Genomic DNA, 21,785 nt, shown 5'->3' on the forward strand with positions numbered 1-21,785 from the left:
CAGTACCGGTAGATCTGAAGAAACTGTATACTGAACTTCAGCAACGTGATTTCATATCGCTTTCGCAGACCGCACATCGATTGAAAGGCGTATTTGCTATGTTGAATTTGCTTATCGGCAAACAACTATGTGAAACATTAGAACAGCATATCGCAGATGGCGATCGGTTGAAGATCGAAAATAGCATCAGTCAAATTGATTCTTTCATCACCAGACTGTTGCAGCAAGGTAACCCATAACCATGAACAACCTTAATGTAATTATTGCTGATGACCACCCTATTGTGTTGTTTGGCATCCGAAAGTCACTTGAGCAAATTGAGTGGGTAAATGTTGTTGGGGAGTTTGAAGACTCCACAGCGCTCATTAACAATTTGTCTAAACTTGATGCCAACGTGCTAATTACCGACCTCTCCATGCCTGGAGATAAGTACGGTGATGGCATCACATTGATAAAATATATAAAACGGCATTACCCGGATTTAGCCATAATTGTACTAACAATGAATAATAACCCCGCTATTCTCAGCTCAGTTTTAGACTTGGATATTGATGGGATTGTACTAAAGCAAGGCGCTCCTGCTGATTTACCTAAAGCTTTGGCAGCATTACAGAAAGGGAAAAAATTCACCCCAGAAAGTGTGGCTAAACTGCTGGAGAAAATCAGCGCTAATGGCTACGGTGACAAACGTCTTTCACCGAAAGAAAGTGAAGTTTTACGGTTATTTGCTGAAGGTTTCCTGGTGACTGAAATTGCCAGAAAATTGAATCGCAGCATCAAAACTATCAGTAGCCAGAAGAAATCAGCGATGCTGAAACTGGGCGTGGATAATGATATAGCCCTGCTAAACTACCTTTCCTCTGTCACTATTGGCCAAGACAAAGAATAATTTCTGTTCCCCAACCCGGCATTGCCCTGCAGTGCCGGGTTTATTCATATCTATAAGTCCATCAACTATCGTGATCACTCCCCGTAAAGCCAAGTAATTGAAGTTACAGGTAGGCAGCAAACGAGAAAATCCCGATGAGCTTACTCAAGTAAGTGATTCGGGTGAGCGAGTGCAGCTAACACCCCTGTAGCTTCAAGTACAAAGGCTTTAGCGGGTTTTTCGCACCTTATCACCATAATATCGCAACATCTGGCGCAAAGTCTCTAATGTTACCGGCTTAGATAAACAGTTATCCATACCCGCTTCGATGCAGCGCTGCTTACCCTCAGCCAAAGCATTAGCCGTAACACCAATCACCGGGAAGTTATGATTTAATTCTCGCAGGCGATGAGTCAGGCGATAGCCATCCATATTCGGCATATTCACATCAGTCAGCACTATATCGACACTATTGGCATTCAACACCGCCAGAGCATCCAACCCATCATTCGCTGTAATGACCTGAAAACCTAAAGTGGTCAGTTGATCTGCCAACAACCGCCGGTTAATCGGGTGGTCATCCACGACCAGAATATGCAGATCAGCATTCTCATCCGGATTGGTTTTCGGTGTGGGTAACGCCAGTGGTGTGTCTTCAACGACTCGCTGATCCAGTAATATGCGATCCAATAATGGGATGATTTCCAGTAACGTGGATGTACTTAGCAACCAATAACCTGGTCGAGTCTCATGTGGTAAACCAATATGTTCAATGGATAACTGAATCCACGTCGATAACGGTGCGTTTATTTGTGGTAAATAATCACAGATAAGCACTTGATCCTGCAATGTTTGCTCATTGCTATAGCGTTGGATAGTCGCACCGAAGTGACCTAACAGATCGAGTAAATAGCTCTCAAGACGCGCATTACGGATATCCAGCCACAGTATTCTCCCTTGCCAACGATCACTCTTCGGCAAGACTGCATTTTGGAGATGATGCTGATCTTCTTTCAAATACAAGGGAATACGAATAGCAAAAATACTGCCCATCCCCAGCTCTGAAATCACTTCAACATCCCCGTCCATCAAGTTGACCAATTTCTCACAAATTGCCAACCCTAATCCGGTTCCCTGGAAATGGCGCTGTACCCCCGTTCCCACCTGGAAGAAAGGATCAAATAGCTGATTTATCTCACGTGAATTTATACCCACACCGGTATCACGCACGCGGAACTCCAGATAATAGCCACGTACCCTCACCTGCAAAGTGATGCAGCCCGTGTCGGTAAATTTGATGGCATTATTCAGCAAATTGGAAATCACTTGCTGTAGGCGAACCGCATCACCCACCATCAGCCGCGGAACATCAGCTTCAATAAAACAGTAAAGGCCTAAACGCTTTTTCACCACCAGCGGTAAATAGTTCGCTGTGATATGTGTTATCACTTCGACGGTAGAAAACTCACTTGGCTCAATCTTCAGTTGCTCGGATTCTATTTTAGAAAAATCAAGAATATCACTGATGATTTTGAGCAATAGCCCGGATGAATTGTTCATCGCCGTCACTAACCGCTCAACGCCGTGAGGTAATTCCTTGGTTTGCAGTAAATCGAGGTTACCAATAATGCCATACAGGGGCGTTCGCAGTTCGTGGCTGACCGTGGCCAAAAACATCGATTTCGATTGGCTGGCTTGCTCCGCCGCTGCCGCCATTTCCTGCAATGACTCTTCCATTTTTACACGTGAACTGACATCCACCAGTACACAAATCGCTACATCTTCATTACGGTAACGGGAGTGGACGAAGCTGATTTGCAGATTGTTGTTATTACTGGTCATCACATCGACAAAATTCGCCTGTTGCTCGCAAATAATACGAGTAATACGTTCGCGATCCTCATTGGTCAGCAAATTAATATAGTTATGCGCGAGCTCATTACTGAGGATATTGGTGCCGTCACTGATCCGCAAAATGGAAATCCCCACCGGTGCAGAGGCCACAATTTTACGATTAAATTGTTCATGTTCTTCTAATCGCAACGCATTATCTTCCGCCGGGTGGAACATTTTTCGCTCAAACAACCAGGCCAGGGTAAATATCACCACAGCAGACAATGCATTCAGTAATAGCGCATTGAAAATAAGTAGCTTGAATATCTCTATTATGGTTTTGACCGGCAAGGAATAGGCAATACTGAGTGGGGATGGCAGTAAATTCTTTTTCAGCAGCAGATAATTGTAATCATCCACATAACCAAAATAAGATGGCGAGTCTGGATAATCATCTAATATCGAAGCATAGCGCTCCCCCGTTGCCAGGCGCAATACAGGCTCATTGTTTTGATCCAGCAAAGTCACGCCAATGGGCAATGGTCCAGAAGAGATAAAATCCTCCAACCGAATAGTCTGTTCCGTACCCACTAATGCTTCTAGCTTATTCCCCGCATAAAGCGGGCTAAGCACATACAAGGTGCCTATTTCAGGGCGCACACCGGGGACTATCCAATATAACGGGCTGTCTTTATCTTGATTATTTGCCTCACGATACCGTGCAATATGCTCATTCAACGACTTAAGCAGACTTTCTTGCTCCATCGGCACATTTCTAATGTCGAAGTCCACCATGCACATGGTGTCACTGCCAATAAAAAATATCCGATTAAGATCATAAGCGGCGGCAAAGTTCTCTTTCCAATACAAAATAAGGTTACTGAGAGAATCTAATGATGAATGGCGAGACGAATTAAGTGTGGCACAATCAGCGTCTGGATTGAGTGGGTAATATTTGGGCGTGGCTTTATTTTTGATAAAAGCGCCCGCTGCAACGTCACTGCTCGCGGTATTGTGATTGAGCCTGTTTTCCGCCATATATTTGATATCACGAATAATGTCGGAAGAGTGCCTAATGTAGTTCTGCGCCTGCTCGAAGCTAGTATTATATTCCTGACGAATATCGGATTTTTTCTCGTTAAGGATGTTCAGGATATAAAAAGTGGTTAACAATGCGCCAAGTGACCATAACATGACCGCCAACACCCGAAATAGGTAACGGGAGATTTTCAGTGTCGTGCGAAATGAAGAAAGATATTTCAATCGGATACCATGATGAAAGCATCGCCGGGCAGGCTGCGTGGTTTACAGAATACACTACCCTCGACTCATTAAAAAGCCGGCATAAAAAAGCCAGCTCGTAAGCTGGCTCCTATTTCATCTACGCATTACGCGTTGTCATCGTCTTCTGCTTCGTCAGCAGCATCTTCATCTTCGGGTGCATTCAGTGCAGCATCATCCTCACTGCCCTCCTCACCTTCTAATGATTCACCCTCAAGGATGTCATCATCCTCTTCCGGTTCAGCAACACGTTGCAGACCAACGACATGCTCATCTTCAGCGGTACGGATAAGTGTCACACCCTGGGTATTACGCCCCACAACACTCACCTCTGATACGCGGGTACGTACCAGTGTACCGGCATCGGTGATCATCATGATTTGGTCAGTCGGCGCGACTTGTACCGCCCCAACAACCTTACCATTACGCTCACTGACTTTAATGGAGATAACCCCCTGAGTCGCACGAGACTTGGTTGGATATTCTTCCACTGCGGTACGTTTACCGTAACCGTTTTCAGTCACAGTCAGGATTTCGCCATCACCACGAGGGATGATAAGAGAAATAACCCGATCGTCGCCATTGAGGTTGATACCGCGGACACCGGTCGCAGTACGGCCCATCGAACGGACCTGCGATTCAGGGAAGCGAACCACTTTACCCAATGCAGAGAACAGCATGACTTCGTTAGTGCCATCGGTCAGATCAACACCAATCAGTTCATCGCCTTCATTCAGATTGACGGCAATAATACCGGCACTGCGTGGGCGGCTAAACTCGGTCAGTGCGGTTTTCTTCACGGTACCGCTGGCGGTAGCCATAAAGATGTGACGACCTTCTTCGTATTCCCGCACCGGCAGAATGGCGGTAATACGCTCATTTGGCTCCAGCGGCAACAAGTTGACGATCGGACGACCACGCGCCCCACGACTGGCTTCCGGCAGCTGATAAACCTTCATCCAATAGAGACGGCCACGGCTGGAGAAGCACAAAATAGTATCGTGGGTGTTGGCGACCAGCAGGCGATCAATGAAGTCTTCTTCTTTGATACGCGCAGCCGATTTACCTTTACCACCACGACGTTGCGCTTCGTAATCAGACAAAGGTTGGTATTTAACATAGCCCTGATGGGACAAGGTCACGACCACATCTTCCTGATTAATCAGATCTTCAATATTAATGTCAGAGGTATTCGCCGTGATTTCAGTACGACGCGCATCGTTATATTGCTCTTTAATAGCCACTAACTCTTCGCGGATAACTTCCATCAAGCGCTCTGGATTTTCCAGAATAAAGATCAGCTCGGCAATGACGGTCAGCAGCTCTTTATACTCATCCAGCAGTTTTTCATGCTCCAGGCCGGTCAGTTTCTGCAAACGCAGATCCAAAATCGCCTGAGCTTGCTGCTCGGTGAGGTAATATTTGCCGTCACGGATACCGAACTCAGCTTCCAGCCATTCAGGGCGGGCAGCATCACCACCGGCACGATCCAGCATTGACGCAACGTTACCTAATTCCCATGATTGGGCAATCAAACCGGTTTTCGCTTCGGCAGGTGTTGGTGCTCGGCGGATCAATTCGATAATCGGATCGATATTAGCCAATGCAATCGCCAGCGCTTCAAGGATATGCGCGCGGTCACGTGCTTTACGCAGTTCGAAAATGGTACGGCGAGTCACCACTTCACGGCGGTGGCGCACGAAAGCAACCAAAATGTCTTTCAGGTTAAGCAATTTAGGCTGCCCTTGAGACAGAGCCACCATATTGATACCGAAAGTCACCTGCAATTGCGTCAGAGAGTAGAGGTTATTCAGAACCACTTCCCCAACAGCATCACGCTTGATTTCAATCACGATACGCATGCCGTCTTTATCTGACTCATCACGTAACGCACTGATGCCTTCTACACGCTTTTCTTTCACCAGCTCGGCGATTTTTTCGATCAACCGCGCTTTGTTCACCTGATACGGGATCTCGTGAACAATAATGGTTTCGCGGCCAGTTTTCGCGTCAGCTTCAACTTCAGCACGGGCACGGATATACACCTTGCCGCGGCCAGTACGATAAGCTTCTTCAATACCACGACGACCATTGATAATCGCCGCAGTAGGGAAATCGGGCCCCGGGATGTACTCCATCAATCCTTCAATGGTGATGTTTTCATCTTCGATATAGGCCAGACAGCCATCAATAACCTCAGAAAGGTTATGCGGCGGAATATTGGTTGCCATCCCGACGGCGATACCTGACGAGCCGTTAACCAGCAAGTTAGGGATTCGGGTCGGCATTACGGCAGGAATTTGCTCCGTACCGTCATAGTTCGGCACGAAGTCAACGGTATCTTTTTCTAAGTCCGCTAACAATTCGTGAGCAATTTTAGACATACGAATTTCGGTATAACGCATCGCTGCGGCGGAGTCGCCATCAACGGAACCGAAGTTACCCTGCCCATCCACCAGCATATAGCGCAGTGAGAACGGCTGGGCCATACGCACTATTGTGTCGTAGACCGCGCTGTCACCATGCGGGTGATATTTACCGATAACGTCCCCGACTACACGGGCCGATTTTTTATATGGTTTATTCCAGTCATTACCCAGTACATTCATCGCATACAGTACGCGACGGTGCACCGGTTTCAGTCCATCCCGGACATCTGGTAACGCACGTCCGACAATAACGGACATCGCATAATCCAGATAGGAGCTTTTCAGCTCTTCCTCGATGTTGACCGGTGTTATTTCTCTGGCAAGGTCGCTCATTGAGCCGCTATCCCTCTACTAATTACCGGATTTAAAGGTACGAAACTATATCACAAAACCCTGATTTTGGCGAAACTACATGATGATTATCGAAACCACTCTGGCGCTTAGGCCTTATCGACAAAACTGCGCCAATTGACAGGGAACATGTATAATCTGCGCAAAGAAATAAAACAGTGAGAAATCGTCATGCCAATAGATACCACAGCCCCCCATCATAATGTCGATGAACAAGAAATTGCTAAATTTGAAGCAGTTGCCTCCCGCTGGTGGGATTTAGAAGGTGAATTTAAACCTCTGCACCGCATCAACCCACTGCGTCTCGATTACATTTTGCAACGCGCTGGCGGTATTTTCGATAAGAAAGTGCTGGATGTCGGTTGTGGTGGTGGCATTTTAGCTGAAAGCATGGCGCGTGAAGGTGCGCAGGTTACCGGGCTGGATATGGGGTACGAACCGCTGCAAGTGGCTCGACTGCATGCACTGGAGACCGGCACTCAGCTCGATTATGTTCAGGAAACGGTTGAAAGCCATGCACAAAAGCACCCGCAGTATTACGATGTTGTGACCTGTATGGAGATGCTTGAGCACGTTCCAGACCCTGCCTCTGTTATTCGCGCTTGCGCTCAATTGGTCAAACCCGGTGGCCACGTTTTCTTTTCGACCATTAATCGCAATACCAAATCATGGCTAATGGCCGTGGTTGGCGCTGAATATGTCTTGAAGATGGTACCGAAAGGGACCCATGATTCGAAAAAGTTTATTCGCCCGTCAGAACTTATCGGCTGGGTTGACCAAACGCCACTGCGTGAACGCCATATTATTGGCTTGCATTACAATCCGATAACAGACCATTTCAAGCTGGGCCGCAATGTTGATGTGAATTATATGGTGCACACACAACGGGATAGCGAATAAGTTCACCACTATTAGGTAAAGAAGAACAGGCGGCTGACAAACCCCGATGACTCGATCTCGAGTAGGAGAGGATAGGCGGAAGAGTAAAGCGTCCGCGCCAGGGAGGGCGCGGTTCGAGCCTACATGGATGTATTGACGGCGTCTTTACGATCCGCCTGTTCTCACCGCCGCTGGCACTTTGCCATTAACCTCATTTATGCCGTTTTTTTCTAATGTTTAATAAACCGGCAAACGATCATGATTTTAAGATTTTCAGTAAAATTTTATCCCCCAGAGTGTCGGACTGCGGGCACCAGTAATGACGCAGCCTGTAAGCCTTTCGTAACAATTCACCCCCACCTTATCCACAAAATTGTCCAATGTTGTCCACTTGCCAAAAGTCTTAATACTCACTATCTTGTTATCTATCTACTACCCACCCCCTATATATTGTGTTTACATACTGAACAATACACTACGGCCTCAATGATTATCTCAATCATGGAGAGCGTAATTTTGTGTTGTGTACATACATAGTAAGGGGAAAAAAGGTCACGAACACATGAACCAAAGCCTACTTGTTACTAAACGCGATGGCAGTAAAGAACGCATCAATCTGGATAAAATCCACCGGGTCATCGACTGGGCCGCAGAAGGTTTGCATAACGTCTCAGTATCTCAAGTAGAATTGCGTTCACACATTCAATTTTATGATGGTATCAAAACCGCTGATATCCACGAAACCATCATCAAAGCTGCCGCAGATTTGATCTCGCGCGATGCACCGGATTACCAATATCTGGCCGCACGTCTGGCTATCTTCCATCTGCGCAAAAAAGCCTATGGTCAGTTTGAACCACCGAAATTATTCGCCCATGTGACGAAAATGGTGGATATGGGTAAATACGATAAACATCTGCTGGAAGACTACACCGCAGAAGAATTTGAACAGATGGACACTTTCATCGACCATTGGCGCGATATGAACTTCTCCTATGCTGCTGTTAAGCAATTGGAAGGTAAATATTTGGTGCAAAACCGCGTTAGCGGCGAGATCTATGAAAGTGCCCAATTCCTGTACATTCTGGTTTCCGCCTGCTTGTTCTCTAATTACCCGCGTGAAACTCGGATGGATTACATCAAGCGTTTCTATGATGCGATTTCTACCTTCAAGATTTCATTGCCGACGCCAATTATGTCCGGCGTGCGCACCCCAACCCGCCAGTTCAGCTCTTGTGTGTTGATTGAGTGCGGCGACAGCCTGGATTCTATCAATGCCACTTCCAGCGCCATTGTGAAATATGTGTCACAACGCGCCGGTATCGGCATCAATGCGGGTCGTATCCGTGCTCTGGGCAGCCCAATTCGCGGCGGTGAAGCGTTCCATACCGGTTGTATTCCGTTCTATAAACACTTCCAAACTGCGGTGAAATCCTGTTCGCAGGGGGGTGTCCGTGGTGGTGCGGCCACCCTATTCTACCCAATGTGGCACTTGGAAGTTGAAAGCCTGTTGGTGCTGAAAAACAACCGTGGTGTTGAAGGCAACCGCGTGCGTCATATGGATTACGGCGTACAAATCAACAAACTGATGTATCAGCGCTTGCTGAAAGGCGAAGACATCACCTTGTTCAGCCCATCCGATGTTCCGGGCCTGTATGACGCGTTCTTCGCCGATCAAGACGAGTTTGAGCGCCTTTATGTTAAATATGAGCAAGATAGCAGCATCCGCAAGCAGCGGGTGAAAGCGGTTGAGTTATTCTCCCTGATGATGCAAGAGCGTGCTTCCACTGGCCGTATCTATATTCAGAACGTGGATCACTGCAACACCCACAGCCCGTTTGACCCGAAAATTGCGCCAGTGCGCCAGTCAAACCTGTGTCTGGAAATTGCGTTGCCAACCAAGCCGTTGAATGATATTAACGACGAAAATGGTGAAATCGCGCTCTGTACCTTGTCGGCGTTCAACTTGGGTGCAATTGATAGCCTTGATGATTTAGAAGACTTGGCAGTGCTGGCAGTGCGTGCTCTGGATGCATTGCTGGATTATCAGGATTACCCGATTGCCGCAGCAAAACGTGGTGCCATGGGCCGCCGTACCTTGGGTATCGGTGTGATTAACTTTGCCTATTATTTGGCGAAAAATGGTGTTCGTTACTCCGATGGCAGCGCCAACAACCTGACTCACCGCACCTTTGAGGCTATTCAGTACTATTTGCTGAAAGCGTCGAATGCGCTAGCCCGTGAACAAGGTGCTTGCCAGTGGTTTAATGAAACCACCTATTCGCAGGGTATTTTGCCGATTGATACCTATAAGAAAGATTTGGATACCATCAGCGACGAACCTTTGCATTACGATTGGGAAACGCTGCGCAAGGACATCCAAACTCACGGCCTGCGTAACTCCACGCTGTCAGCGCTGATGCCTTCCGAGACATCCTCGCAGATCTCCAATGCCACCAATGGTATTGAACCGCCACGGGGTTATGTCAGTATCAAAGCCTCGAAAGATGGTATTCTGCGTCAGGTTGTCCCTGAATATGAGCGCTTGAAAGAGGCTTATGAACTGCTGTGGGAGATGCCGAATAACGATGGTTATCTGCAACTGGTTGGTTTGATGCAGAAATTCGTCGACCAGGCAATTTCAGCTAATACCAATTATGACCCAACCCGCTTCCCGTCAGGCAAAGTGCCGATGAAGCAGTTGCTGAAAGATTTGCTCACCACCTACAAATTTGGCGTAAAAACCCTTTACTATCAAAACACCCGTGATGGTGCTGATGATGTGCAGGAAGATATCCAAAGTCAGCCGGGTGATGACGACTGTGAAGGCGGTGCATGTAAGATCTAATCTTGAGTTCAGGCCCGCCCGATTATCGTCCAGGCGATCATCGCGGGCCGTGCTTCATTTGCCCTTTGCTGTCTCTGAGGAAATCATGGCCTATACCACTTTTTCACAAAATAAAAACAACCAGTTACTCGAACCGATGTTCTTCGGTCAATCCGTCAACGTGGCACGTTTCGACCAACAAAAACACGCTATTTTCGAAAAACTGATTGAGAAACAACTCTCGTTTTTCTGGCGTCCAGAAGAGATTGACGTTTCCCGTGATCGCATCGATTACAACGCCCTGCCCGATCACGAAAAACACATTTTTATCAGTAATCTGAAATACCAAACGTTGTTGGACTCCATTCAGGGCCGTAGCCCTAACGTCGCCCTGTTGCCGCTTATCTCTATTCCTGAGCTGGAAACCTGGGTCGAAACTTGGTCATTTTCAGAAACCATCCACTCGCGTTCTTACACTCATATCATCCGTAATATCGTTAACGACCCGTCGATTGTTTTTGATGATATCGTGACCAACGAAGAGATCCTCAAGCGCGCAAAAGATATCTCAGCCTATTATGATGATTTAATTGAGATGACCAGCTACTACCATCTGCTGGGGGAAGGTACCCATCAGGTGAACGGCAAGACTGTCATCGTTAACTTGCGCGAGCTGAAAAAACAACTTTATCTGTGTTTGATGAGTGTGAATGCGCTGGAAGCCATCCGGTTCTATGTCAGTTTCGCCTGCTCATTTGCCTTTGCCGAGCGCGAACTGATGGAAGGTAACGCCAAAATCATCAAAATGATTGCCCGTGACGAAGCCCTGCATTTGACCGGTACTCAACATATTCTTAATCTGATGCGCAGTGGCGAAGACGACCCGGAAATGGCTGAAATTGCTGAAGAATGCCAGCAACAATGCTATAACCTGTTTGTTCTGGCCGCGCAGCAAGAAAAAGAGTGGGCAGAGTATTTGTTCCGTGACGGCTCTATGATTGGTCTGAACAAAGAAATCCTGTGCCAATATGTGGAATATATTACCAATATCCGCATGCAGGCCGTGGGCCTGGGTGTACCATTTAATACCCGCACCAACCCTATTCCATGGATAAACTCTTGGTTAGTGTCTGATAACGTGCAGGTTGCGCCACAGGAAGTTGAAGTCAGTTCTTATCTGGTCGGTCAGATTGATTCCGAAGTCAGCGCTGATGACCTGAGTGATTTCGAGCTGTAACCCATGAAATCCATCCCCAATAGCTTTCGAGTTGCAGGCAGGCGGCAACAAAATGAACCCAAGGAGTTGAGATAACTCAATGACTTGGGTAAGTGATGGCAGCCAACACCCCTGCACCTTGAAAGATGACGGGGATATCGTGACATTGAGCACCACCGGTGCTCGACTTAACCGCCCCGCTAACAGCCGTAACTTGCTAGAAACGCTTGAATATCATCAGGTACCCATCGAATACCAATGTCGCTCTGGCTATTGTGGCTCCTGCCGCCTGCGCTTGCTAAAGGGCGAAGTCTGCTATCAACAGCAGCCGCTGGCATTTATCCAGGCTGGCGAGATCCTACCCTGTTGTTGTCAGCCCAAGGGCGATATTGAAATCGAGCTTTAAGCAGATAGATAAATCAGCCAATCGGATTTTGCCTATAATCAGTCTGCTGAATAGATGATATTTTGCATCCGGAATTAAAATCATAGGGACAAAAGATGAAAAGACTGTCAATCGCCATAACCAGCCTGTTAATGGCCGCCTCTGCCAGCACTATTGCTGCAACAGAACCGCCACTTAATCAACAACAGCCGTTAGAGAAGATTGCGCCTTATCCACAAGCTGAAAAAGGCATGAACCGTCAGGTTATTTTCCTCGAGCCACAAGAGGACGAAAGCCGCTTCAAAGTTGAATTGCTGATCGGTAAAACCATTGAAGTTGATTGTAACCGCCATATGCTCGGTGGCAATCTGGAAACCAGAACCTTGTCTGGTTGGGGCTTTGACTATTTGGTCATGGATAAAATCTCCGAACCCGCCTCAACCATGATGGCTTGCCCGGATAACACCCGCCGCCCACAATTTATCGCCGCCAATCTGGGCGATGCCGCTATGCAGCGCTATAACAGCCGCTTACCAATTGTGGTTTATGTGCCGCAGGGCGTTGATGTGAAATACCGGATTTGGGAAGCAGGAAAAGACGTTAGAAGTGCGCAGGTGAAGTAAACCACGCGAACACCGGAAAAGGCTGACTCTGCCTTTTTCGGTGTTGTGCTACCACCCCGCAGTGAAAACTACAAAATCTCAACCACTTCCAGCCAACCGTGCTGACCACAAATCGCGCTGCCTTTCATCCAACGGCGCAACATATCTAATGCCAGCATGGCGCTGCTTTCCTGACGGATACGTAAACCATGTCGGCTGGCCTGATAGCGCACCGTCTGGGCAAAAGTTCCATCAGGGGTATGCAGCGCAACACTTAGGCAATCATTCTGCATGGCACTCACCGCCAGTACCACCTGTGCACCACACAGCATCGATAATGACTGGGCACGGCCCGCCACCTCGGCTAATGACTCCTGACAATGGGCCGGTAGCAACTCGCCCCCAGCCAAGGGTGCCGCGGCGCTTTGTAATTGCCAGTGCAGCAACCCACCGGTAAATTGTTCGCTGACGGCCAGTAACAACCCGCGTTGTGTTAATTGCTCACTCAACAATGCCGGTAAGCCCCGCGTGCCTTCGAATATCGTACTTTCTCCCGCAACCGCCCTAACCTGCTGCCAAACCTCTTCCATCGCCGATTGCTGCGAAGCTGGCCCGGTGAGTTTCAACTCAATAATAGGGGCAGATGAGCGATACCCCAGCACTGCGCCGTCCGGAAGCGGTAATGAGTCTAACTCGAGTGCCAAATCACTTTCTGAGCGGCCAAAGGTGGTCATACGCAAGCACAATGGTGGCTCTGCCACATCAAAATGTTGACGTAAGCGCGGCATAATCTGTTGTTCAACCATCACTTTAAATTCGGATGGAACACCTGGAGTGAAAAACATCAGGCACTTATTGAGCCGTAAAGCGAAACCGCAGGCGGTTCCCACCGGGTTATCCAGCATTTCTGCATTCGCCGGAATATGAGCTTGTTTACGGTTAGTCGACGACATCACGCGGCCGCGTTCTTTAAAGAAAGCCTCCATCCGCGCAATCCATTCCGGATGCTCAATCAGTTCCGTCCCGGCAGCACGCGCCGCTGCCAAAGCACTTAAGTCGTCACTGGTCGGCCCAAGCCCGCCATTAACAATCAGCACATCAGCCACCTGACTCCGTTCCGTCAGCACCTCAATAAGAGCGGAAAGTGAATCACCGACGGTTTCCCGACTGCTGATCGGCAACCCCTGATTAAATAAATAATCGGCCAGCCATGCCGCGTTGGTATCAATAATTTGCCCATGTAGCACTTCATCCCCGGTACTCAACATCTCAACTCTGATCATTCTCTTCTCCGTTGGCGTTTATACCCAGAATAGTTCGAGTTGCAGGAAGGCTGCCAACACACATACAACTTGAAGTATGAGGGGATATGCATTCACTTTAAAAAGCCAATCATATAAACACAATCGTTATCCACTATCAGAATGAATAACCGTGGTAAAAGTCTATATTTCAGCGCCTTGAAATCTGTAAATAATAATTTACAGCCTGCGTAACGTCGATTTGACACAAATAGGGCAATCCTTTACTCTGCTGCACTTTATCATGCTAACAAATTGTCATGTAGTAGAGGAAAGCGTGAAGAATCGCACTCTGGGCAGTATATTTATCGTTGCGGGTACCACTATTGGTGCCGGGATGTTGGCAATGCCACTGGCAGCGGCGGGCGTTGGCTTCGGTGTCACCCTCGCATTATTAGTTTTCCTTTGGGTATTAATGTGTTACACCGCGCTGCTTTTGGTTGAAGTCTACCAACACGAAGCGGCAGATACCGGACTTGGTACTTTGGCTAAGCGCTATCTCGGCAATCGGGGGCAATGGCTCACCGGTTTTAGCATGATGTTTTTGATGTACGCGCTGACTGCCGCCTATATCAGCGGTGCCGGTGAGTTACTGGCAACCAGCATCAGCCAATGGACTCAACAATCGTTTCCAACCTACCTCGGCGTATTATTGTTTACACTCGTGGCCGGCGGTGTGGTCTGTATTGGCACCCATTCGGTTGATTTATTTAACCGCATCTTATTCAGCGCCAAAATTATCTTCCTGATAGTCATGCTGTCACTGATGATGCCGCATATCGAAAAAACCAATTTATTGACGCTACCGCTGGAGCAAGGGTTAGCGCTTTCTGCTATTCCGGTGATTTTCACCTCATTTGGTTTTCATGGCAGCGTGCCCAGTATTGTCAATTATATGGGTGGCAATATTCGCAAACTGCGCTGGGTGTTTATTATCGGCAGTGCTATCCCATTAATTGCTTATATCTTCTGGCAGTTAGCAACATTAGGGGCGATCTCCTCCCATACTTTTGTCGGAATATTGGCGCAGCAAGCCGGTTTGAATGGCCTATTGCAAGCCGTGCGCGATGTGGTGGCCTCCCCTCATGTTGAGCTGGCAGTTCACTTGTTTGCTGACTTGGCGCTGGCAACCTCATTCTTGGGTGTAGCCCTGGGCTTGTTTGATTATCTGGCCGACTTATTTAAACGCCGTAATTCGGTGCGTGGCCGCCTGCAAACCGGTGCGATTACCTTTGTACCGCCGCTGCTGTTTGCGCTGTTTTACCCACGTGGTTTTATTATGGCGCTGGGCTTTGCCGCGGTCGCATTATCCGTTTTGGCATTAATCCTACCCGCAATGCTGGCGTGGAAAGCGCGCAAAATCCATCAGGGAAATTATCGCGTCTGGGGCGGGAAACCGGCGTTGGCCGCAGTATTTGCTTGTGGTGTGCTGGTGATTGGCATTCAGGTGGGAATAGTGACCGGCGCATTACCCGCAGTCGGGTAATTCAGCCCATAAATACAAAAAGGCGCATATCCTGTCAGGAGTGCGCCCTGCTTTAATCAACACCACCAATATATTAGCCAAAGTCATTGGCGTTACAGCTAGGCAGCAAATGAACAAATCCCGATGAGCTGACTCATGTCAGTGATTCGGGTGAGTGAATGCAGCTAACAACGCTGTAGCGTCAAGGACGAAGGATAATCAGAAGTTCAGACCAGCGCCGATATACACGCCATCCGCAACGCGGTTGTCCCGACGCCCTTCTTTGCCTTCCATATTGATATAACGATAGCCGACATCAACAGTTAATGGGCGGAATACATTCCAGCGCAAGCCGCCGTTGGCTTCACTGTATGATTTCATCCCACTGGTCAGTTCTTCAGGGGCGAAATAGCCTTCACCGTACAGAGTGAATGATTTGTTGATGGGGTAAGTTAACCCGCCGCCAATCGCTACCGCACCACCGCTGCTGCCGTCTTCTGGTGACATATAAATGCCTTTCCCGCCGACAGTTGCCATCAATGGGCCAAGTGGTAAGTTAAAACCCAGGCCTAATCCATAGACATCACCATCGTGATCGCTACGCGCCCAGTTGCCGCTAATAGCCAATCCACCAGTGTTAGTGCCCATGCCAAAACCCAGGTTGGTATAATCACTACCCACTTCACCATTAAGACTTATCGCACTGGCTGAACCTGCCACAAGCAGCAGACCGGCTGCGCACGCGGCTAAAGATTTATTCATATTCTTCTCTCATTATCCATTATGTCACCTGTGAGCCAATTCTCACTGACAGGTTTTTCCACCCCGAGTTTAACCGAAAAAAACCACATAAACACATGTAAAAACCGATTAAATACAACACTATTTCAAATGATTGCAAATGACCATGTAATTGACATGTCTTATGCTAGCAATGATAACGATAAGGCGTGCCTATTTGCTGAATCGCGCCAATAAGGCTACAACTAGTGTGGAGATCAAGGAATAACTCGCTGATGTTGTTTAAGTTATTATTTTGCCAATCAGACTTTTGGCAAAATGTCATGCTTTAAAACACCCGAAAAGCAATCAATTCAACAGCCATACTGGAGAAAATGATGAGCAAAAAGAAAGGATTAACCACCGCGGCAGGCGCTCCCGTCGTTGATAATAATAATGTTGTCACTGCTGGCCGACGTGGCCCCATGTTGCTGCAAGATGTCTGGTTCCTGGAAAAACTGGCCCATTTTGATCGTGAGGTTATCCCCGAACGCCGCATGCATGCTAAAGGCTCTGGTGCTTATGGCACATTCACTGTTACCCACGACATCACCCGATATACTCGCGCAAAAATTTTCGCTGAGATTGGCAAACAAACTGAAATGTTCGTGCGTTTCTCAACGGTAGCGGGCGAACGGGGGGCAGCCGATGCCGAACGTGATATTCGTGGTTTCGCCATGAAATATTACACTGAGGAAGGTAACTGGGATTTGGTCGGTAACGATACGCCGGTATTCTATTTACGTGACCCATTGAAATTCCCGGATCTGAACCACGTCGTTAAACGTGACCCGCGCACCAATCTGCGCAACCCAACTTATAAATGGGATTTCTTCTCTCAGCTTCCAGAATCGCTACACCAGCTCACTATCGATTTCAGTGACCGTGGCTTGCCAAAATCGTATCGACATATGCACGGATTCGGCAGCCATACCTTCAGCTTTATCAATGCTAACAATGAGCGTTTTTGGGTTAAATTCCATTTCCGCTGCCAGCAAGGCATTGAGAACCTTATGGATGATGAAGCTGAAAAACTGGTTGGTCAGGATCGTGAAAGTTCTCAACGTGATCTGTATGAAGCCATTGAACGCGGCGACTTCCCGCGCTGGAAACTACAAATTCAGGTGATGCCAGAACATGAAGCATCACAAACCCCATATAACCCATTTGACCTGACCAAAGTGTGGCCGCACGGCGACTACCCATTGATTGATGTGGGTTTCTTCGAACTGAACCGCAACCCAGAAAACTACTTTGCTGAAGTTGAACAAGCGGCATTCAACCCAGCTAATGTGGTGCCAGGGGTGAGTTTCTCTCCTGACCGTATGCTGCAAGGCCGCCTCTTCTCTTACGGTGACGCAGCTCGCTATCGTTTGGGTGTGAACCATCATCAGATCCCAGTGAACAGTGCTAAATGCCCATTCCATAATTATCATCGCGACGGCGCAATGCGTGTTGATGGCAATAGCGGTAATGGTGCGACTTATGAGCCAAACAGCTTTGGTCTGTTCCAGGAACAACCTGATTTCAGCGAGCCACCATTAACACTGGAAGGGGCGGCGGATCACTGGAATCACCGGGAAGATGAGGATTACTACTCCCAACCACGGGCATTGTTTAACTTGCTCAGTGCAGAGGAGCATCAGCGGATGTTTACCCGCATTGCCGGTGAGTTATCACAGGTTCCTGAAGAGATCCAACGCCGTCAGATTGCCTTGTTTGAAAAAGTTCATCCCGACTATGGTGCAGGGGTGAAGAAGGCGCTGGGGTTAAAGTAGGGTTATTGTTTATCACTATTAGGTGAGCGGGGTCGGTTGAGATTTGATTAGGTAATCGATTCGGTTGTTAGAGCACTGGACATTATTTCGGTTGATAGTCGATTAGGTAATCGGTTCGGTTGATATGGGATCGGTGTTCACTTAACTACAGGTGCCTCAACCGCCAAAGGGGTTACAAGCGCGTAACCCCCTTGGAACCCCTGCGCTTACGCACGTATCGCTGGCCCACTTCGTGGGTGCCCTCGGTTCATCATTACGCTGACGGGGCGGCTTTACGCGGGTCCCTCCGCGTGACGCCTAAATCCGCCGTCCATGGCGGATTTCCCTTGCTCCACTCTTCACTCGGCGGCTCAAATGTGCTTTTAAACTCCAAAACCTAAAAACAGGGTTTTGAATTAGCTTTTGATGTTGAGCGCAATCAGGAATGTTGCCGACAAGGATGGAGGGTAGAGTGAGCGGGCATGGACAAATCTGCCGGGAGCAGATTTGAACGCTGCTAGCAGCGGCCCCGAAGGGGTGAGTCCCAGGGATGGGACGAATTACCCCCGCGAAAAGCGCGCTTGAGCATGGATGCGACAACACTGCGTAGCAGTTTTGAACAACGCTTGCGTTGGCCCGAAGGGTTGCCTCGAAGAGGCTATAATCGCGCTGGCTCGTCAGCCCGAAAAACGCAGGAGGTTTACCCGTAGGGCAATATTTCGCGCAAGCGCGGGATTGTTAAGGGTGTGCGCCCACACACCCTTAACCGGTTGGTTCATCGGAGGTTAAGTTAACTCGGTGCTTTAACAACCGAACCTGATCATCTGACAATCATCAACCGAACCCGATCACTAAATCAAATCACCTTAACTTAACTTAACTTAACCACAAAATCCGCCACATCCCGCCGGGAGACCTTAATCCCCCCGGTCTTAAGCTCCCCCGGTAGGCGATAAAAAGCCACCGGGCGCTGGAACACCGCTAACTGTGGCGCTAACCAATCCGCTAATACGGCGTCATTCACCGAATCATCAGCATCAATTACAGCTACGGGCCGGTGACCGAATTCAGTATCGGCGACAGGAATAACAAAAGCTTGCTGTACTCCCGGATATTGCAGTAAAACTCGTTCAATATCCTCAGGTTGAATACCCTCACCGCCGCTGAAAAATAGATTATCCAGCCGCCCCAGAATACGTAATTCGCCTTGCTGCCATTCACCACGATCACGGGTATGGAACCAACCATCACTGTCAGTGAGAGGCCGTAACTGCCCCTGCTGCCAATAACCGGCAGCCAGACACGCGGCTTTCACCCAGACTTCGCCCTCGACTAATTTCACCTGTCGTCCTTCCAGTGCGACACCAACACCAGGCAAACCATCAGCGCGTTTAGCACACACAGTTGAAGCTGACTCCGTCAGGCCGTAGCCACACCAGCAGCGAATTCCGCGCGCTTCGGCTTGCTCAGTCAACGCAGTAGGGATAGTCGCGCCCCCGAGCAGCACCTCTTTCAAACTGAGGGATTGTTCTGAATTCTCAAGCAAACGCCAAAGCTGGGTTGGTACCAATGAGGCATGGCTACACCCAACCAGTGCGTCTGATAACGACACGCCCGTTTGTACCGCCAGGGCCGCTCCGGCACTTAACCAGCGCCAGACAATGCCCTGCCCGGAGACATGAAATAGCGGCAATGATAGCAACCAGCAATCATTAGCGGTGAAATCCATTAATCGCAACACGCCGTCGGCACTGGCCAGATGCGCCGCCAATGTGTGCACTGCCGCTTTGGGTAAGCCGGAGGAGCCGGAGGTGAGTGTCATGGTCGCCAGCCGTTGGCTATCCCATGTCAGGGTATTTTCCGTCGAATGTACCGTCGTGAGATTCAGTGGGGTAAAGCTTAACTGCGCGGGCAGCGGATCGGCCAGATTCAGCATAAAATCAATATTGAGCTGCGGCAGGAGTTGCGCCAGTAAGGGCTCTGGCAATTGCGGGTTAAGCGGTAAAACACGCGCGGCGCATTGCAATGCAGCCAGATACGCCAGCAACAGTGAATAACTGTTTTTACCGCGCAGCACCACGCCACAACCGGGGGTGACACCTTGCTGCTGAAAGCCAGCAGCCAGATTATCAATATCAGTGGCTAACTGTTGCCAACTGATCCGTTGCGCCCCCGAGCGAATTGCCGTCGCCCGAGGTTGCAGATTGGCCCAGTGTTGCCATGGAAATAAATGTTGCCATGGAAATAAATCCTTCCAAGGCCAATCATTTAGCTGTGCCATAGCACGTCCAGTTGATCGACAGTCACCACCGGCAGCGTGCTGTCCGGCCACTGGCGGATGACTTGCGCCTGCATCAGGCTCAATGTATCCAGCCCCGGCACTGTTGCTGGGGTTAGCCAATCCGCCAGGCGAGCCAACTGAGTCAGCCCCAAACTCGACTCAATACTGGAGCTGATCACCGCCTCTAATCCTGCTTGATGCGCTTGCTGCACCAATTGCTGGCAACGCGCGATACTGCCCACCAGCATCGGTTTGATGACAATGGCTGCGACACCCGGTTCGGCCTCCACCTGGAAATCCGCCTCGCGCACACTTTCATCCCAGGCAATAGCAATGCCGGTGTCACGGGCAAACTCACGGGATTCAGCGCGGGTTTTACACGGTTCTTCCAGAAACGCGATGCGTGAGCGCAATTCAGGATTAACATATTTGGCAAAACCATCTGCTTTAGCCCGCGTCCAACTGCGGTTGGCATCCAGCCGCAGTTTCAAATCAGGTAAAGCCTCCAGCAGCACATTGACAATCATGCCATCGCGCACCGCTTCATATAACCCAACTTTCACCTTGGCAACTTTCTCGCCCGGTAATGCTTGTAACACGGCGAACAGCTCATCAGGGTCACCGGTACACAGTGGGGCTTTGCGGTAATCCGCCGTCAGCGGCAATAATTGTTCAAGCTCCGCCAACGCGCAACTGAGGCCAAAAGCCACCGAGGGCAAGGGGCCGAGATTAAGCTCCTCGCCATTCACCCAGCGCTGTACCTCGGCGATAGCAGCGGCTTGCGCCTCTGGCAACGTTTCCTGGCTAAACTCCGGCAAGGGAGCAATTTCGCCCCAGCCGGTCTGCTCGCCGTGTTGCAATTTCACCAACAATCCATCGCGGTTTTTTAGCCGCTGATGCCGCAGTATCACCCCGGCTTCCATCGGGATGCTATAGCGGTAAAGTGTGGCCGCGCGCATTATGGATTACGCTTGAATTTGCTGAAGTCGGGCTGGCGTTTCTCATTGAATGCGTTACGCCCTTCCTGACCTTCATCTGTCATATAGAACAACATGGTGGCGTTACCGGCCAGCTCTTGCAAGCCTGCCTGCCCATCGCAGTCGGCATTTAATGCGGCTTTCAAGCAGCGCAGTGCCATTGGGCTGTTTTGCAGCATTTCACGACACCAGCGCACTGTCTCTTTTTCCAGATCAGCAAGCGGTACTACCGTGTTCACCAGTCCCATATCTAATGCTTGTTTGGCATCATACTGACGGCATAAGAACCAGATTTCGCGCGCTTTTTTCTGGCCGACAATGCGAGCCATATATGCCGCACCCCAACCACCATCAAATGAACCCACTTTTGGCCCAGTCTGGCCGAAAATAGCATTATCAGCAGCAACAGTGAGGTCACACATCATGTGTAATACATGACCGCCGCCAATAGAATAACCGGCAACCATTGCTACAACTGGTTTCGGGCAAGTACGAATTTGACGTTGGAAATCCAGCACATTCAGATGATGGGTACCGCTCGCATCCTGATAAC

General features: G+C 49.0%; 16 protein-coding genes and 1 pseudogene. 10 read left to right on the plus strand and 7 right to left on the minus strand.

Annotated features, from left to right (window positions below; translation table 11 throughout):
• On the plus strand, positions 1 to 239 hold a 239-nt coding region (locus ACNSO8_RS14685; protein ID WP_418395080.1), incomplete at its 5' end, for an Hpt domain-containing protein.
• Positions 240 to 241: 2 nt separating this feature from the next.
• Entirely contained in the window at positions 242 to 889 is a 648-nt protein-coding gene (gene rcsB / locus ACNSO8_RS14690) for a response regulator transcription factor RcsB (RefSeq protein ID WP_004389433.1), read from the plus strand.
• Between the two features lie 207 nt (positions 890 to 1,096).
• Here the strand turns inward: rcsB and rcsC are convergent, their stop codons facing one another.
• Both rcsC and gyrA read right to left on the minus strand, forming a co-directional pair.
• Complete coding sequence (rcsC, locus tag ACNSO8_RS14695; protein WP_418395081.1) at positions 1,097 to 3,964, minus strand: two-component system sensor histidine kinase RcsC; 2,868 nt, start codon at positions 3,962 to 3,964, stop codon at positions 1,097 to 1,099.
• 125 nt (positions 3,965 to 4,089) lie between these two features.
• Positions 4,090 to 6,744 carry a DNA topoisomerase (ATP-hydrolyzing) subunit A gene (gene gyrA / locus ACNSO8_RS14700; RefSeq protein ID WP_418395082.1) on the minus strand — a complete coding sequence of 885 codons (2,655 nt, stop codon included), beginning with the start codon at positions 6,742 to 6,744 and terminating at the stop codon, positions 4,090 to 4,092.
• 189 nt (positions 6,745 to 6,933) lie between these two features.
• On the opposite strand from gyrA, the gene ubiG reads away from it, so the two are divergent.
• From ubiG to eco, 6 genes and pseudogenes are all read left to right on the plus strand, one after another.
• The gene (gene ubiG, locus ACNSO8_RS14705) at positions 6,934 to 7,662 is read left to right on the plus strand and encodes a bifunctional 2-polyprenyl-6-hydroxyphenol methylase/3-demethylubiquinol 3-O-methyltransferase UbiG (protein ID WP_418395083.1); all 729 of its coding nucleotides are present in this window, start codon (positions 6,934 to 6,936) and stop codon (positions 7,660 to 7,662) included.
• A 123-nt stretch (positions 7,663 to 7,785) separates the two neighbouring features.
• Positions 7,786 to 7,854: pseudogene (locus tag ACNSO8_RS14710) on the plus strand (gluconate 5-dehydrogenase); the annotation flags it as partial.
• Positions 7,855 to 8,203: 349 nt separating this feature from the next.
• Positions 8,204 to 10,489, plus strand: a complete 2,286-nt coding sequence (nrdA, locus tag ACNSO8_RS14715) for a class 1a ribonucleoside-diphosphate reductase subunit alpha (RefSeq protein ID WP_418395084.1) — start codon at positions 8,204 to 8,206, stop codon at positions 10,487 to 10,489.
• An 85-nt stretch (positions 10,490 to 10,574) separates the two neighbouring features.
• Positions 10,575 to 11,705, plus strand: coding sequence for a class Ia ribonucleoside-diphosphate reductase subunit beta (gene nrdB, locus ACNSO8_RS14720; RefSeq protein WP_418395085.1), 1,131 nt, complete (start codon positions 10,575 to 10,577; stop codon positions 11,703 to 11,705).
• A 79-nt stretch (positions 11,706 to 11,784) separates the two neighbouring features.
• On the plus strand, positions 11,785 to 12,090 hold the full coding sequence (gene yfaE / locus ACNSO8_RS14725; RefSeq protein WP_418395086.1) for a class I ribonucleotide reductase maintenance protein YfaE: 306 nt from the start codon (positions 11,785 to 11,787) through the stop codon (positions 12,088 to 12,090).
• Between the two features lie 95 nt (positions 12,091 to 12,185).
• Positions 12,186 to 12,692 (plus strand): serine protease inhibitor ecotin, encoded by a 507-nt coding sequence (gene eco, locus ACNSO8_RS14730; RefSeq protein WP_418395087.1) that lies wholly within the window; start codon positions 12,186 to 12,188, stop codon positions 12,690 to 12,692.
• Positions 12,693 to 12,760: 68 nt separating this feature from the next.
• Here the strand turns inward: eco and ACNSO8_RS14735 are convergent, their stop codons facing one another.
• On the minus strand, positions 12,761 to 13,954 hold the full coding sequence (locus ACNSO8_RS14735) for a nicotinamide mononucleotide deamidase-related protein YfaY (protein ID WP_418395088.1): 1,194 nt from the start codon (positions 13,952 to 13,954) through the stop codon (positions 12,761 to 12,763).
• Positions 13,955 to 14,249: 295 nt separating this feature from the next.
• Here ACNSO8_RS14735 and tyrP point away from each other — a divergent pair, with 295 nt between their 5' ends.
• On the plus strand, positions 14,250 to 15,458 hold the full coding sequence (gene tyrP, locus ACNSO8_RS14740; RefSeq protein ID WP_019082042.1) for a tyrosine transporter TyrP: 1,209 nt from the start codon (positions 14,250 to 14,252) through the stop codon (positions 15,456 to 15,458).
• Positions 15,459 to 15,656: 198 nt separating this feature from the next.
• Here the strand turns inward: tyrP and ACNSO8_RS14745 are convergent, their stop codons facing one another.
• The gene (locus ACNSO8_RS14745) at positions 15,657 to 16,199 is read right to left on the minus strand and encodes a YfaZ family outer membrane protein (protein ID WP_418395089.1); all 543 of its coding nucleotides are present in this window, start codon (positions 16,197 to 16,199) and stop codon (positions 15,657 to 15,659) included.
• Between the two features lie 356 nt (positions 16,200 to 16,555).
• On the opposite strand from ACNSO8_RS14745, the gene katA reads away from it, so the two are divergent.
• Positions 16,556 to 17,995: a catalase KatA gene (katA, locus tag ACNSO8_RS14750; RefSeq protein WP_418395090.1), complete on the plus strand. Its 1,440-nt coding sequence runs from the start codon at positions 16,556 to 16,558 to the stop codon at positions 17,993 to 17,995.
• A gap of 850 nt (positions 17,996 to 18,845) precedes the next feature.
• On the opposite strand, the gene menE is transcribed toward katA, so the two are convergent.
• The 3 genes from menE to menB all read right to left on the minus strand — a co-directional run.
• Entirely contained in the window at positions 18,846 to 20,255 is a 1,410-nt protein-coding gene (gene menE, locus ACNSO8_RS14755; protein WP_418395091.1) for an o-succinylbenzoate--CoA ligase, read from the minus strand.
• The gene (gene menC / locus ACNSO8_RS14760) at positions 20,243 to 21,214 is read right to left on the minus strand and encodes an o-succinylbenzoate synthase (RefSeq protein WP_418395092.1); all 972 of its coding nucleotides are present in this window, start codon (positions 21,212 to 21,214) and stop codon (positions 20,243 to 20,245) included. Before menC ends, menE begins: the two co-directional genes overlap by 13 nt.
• Positions 21,214 to 21,785: 1,4-dihydroxy-2-naphthoyl-CoA synthase (gene menB / locus ACNSO8_RS14765; protein ID WP_418395093.1), on the minus strand; the 572-nt coding region annotated here is incomplete at its 5' end. The genes menC and menB, both read right to left, overlap by 1 nt.

The organism is Yersinia sp. LJYL362 (genome assembly GCF_048323875.1).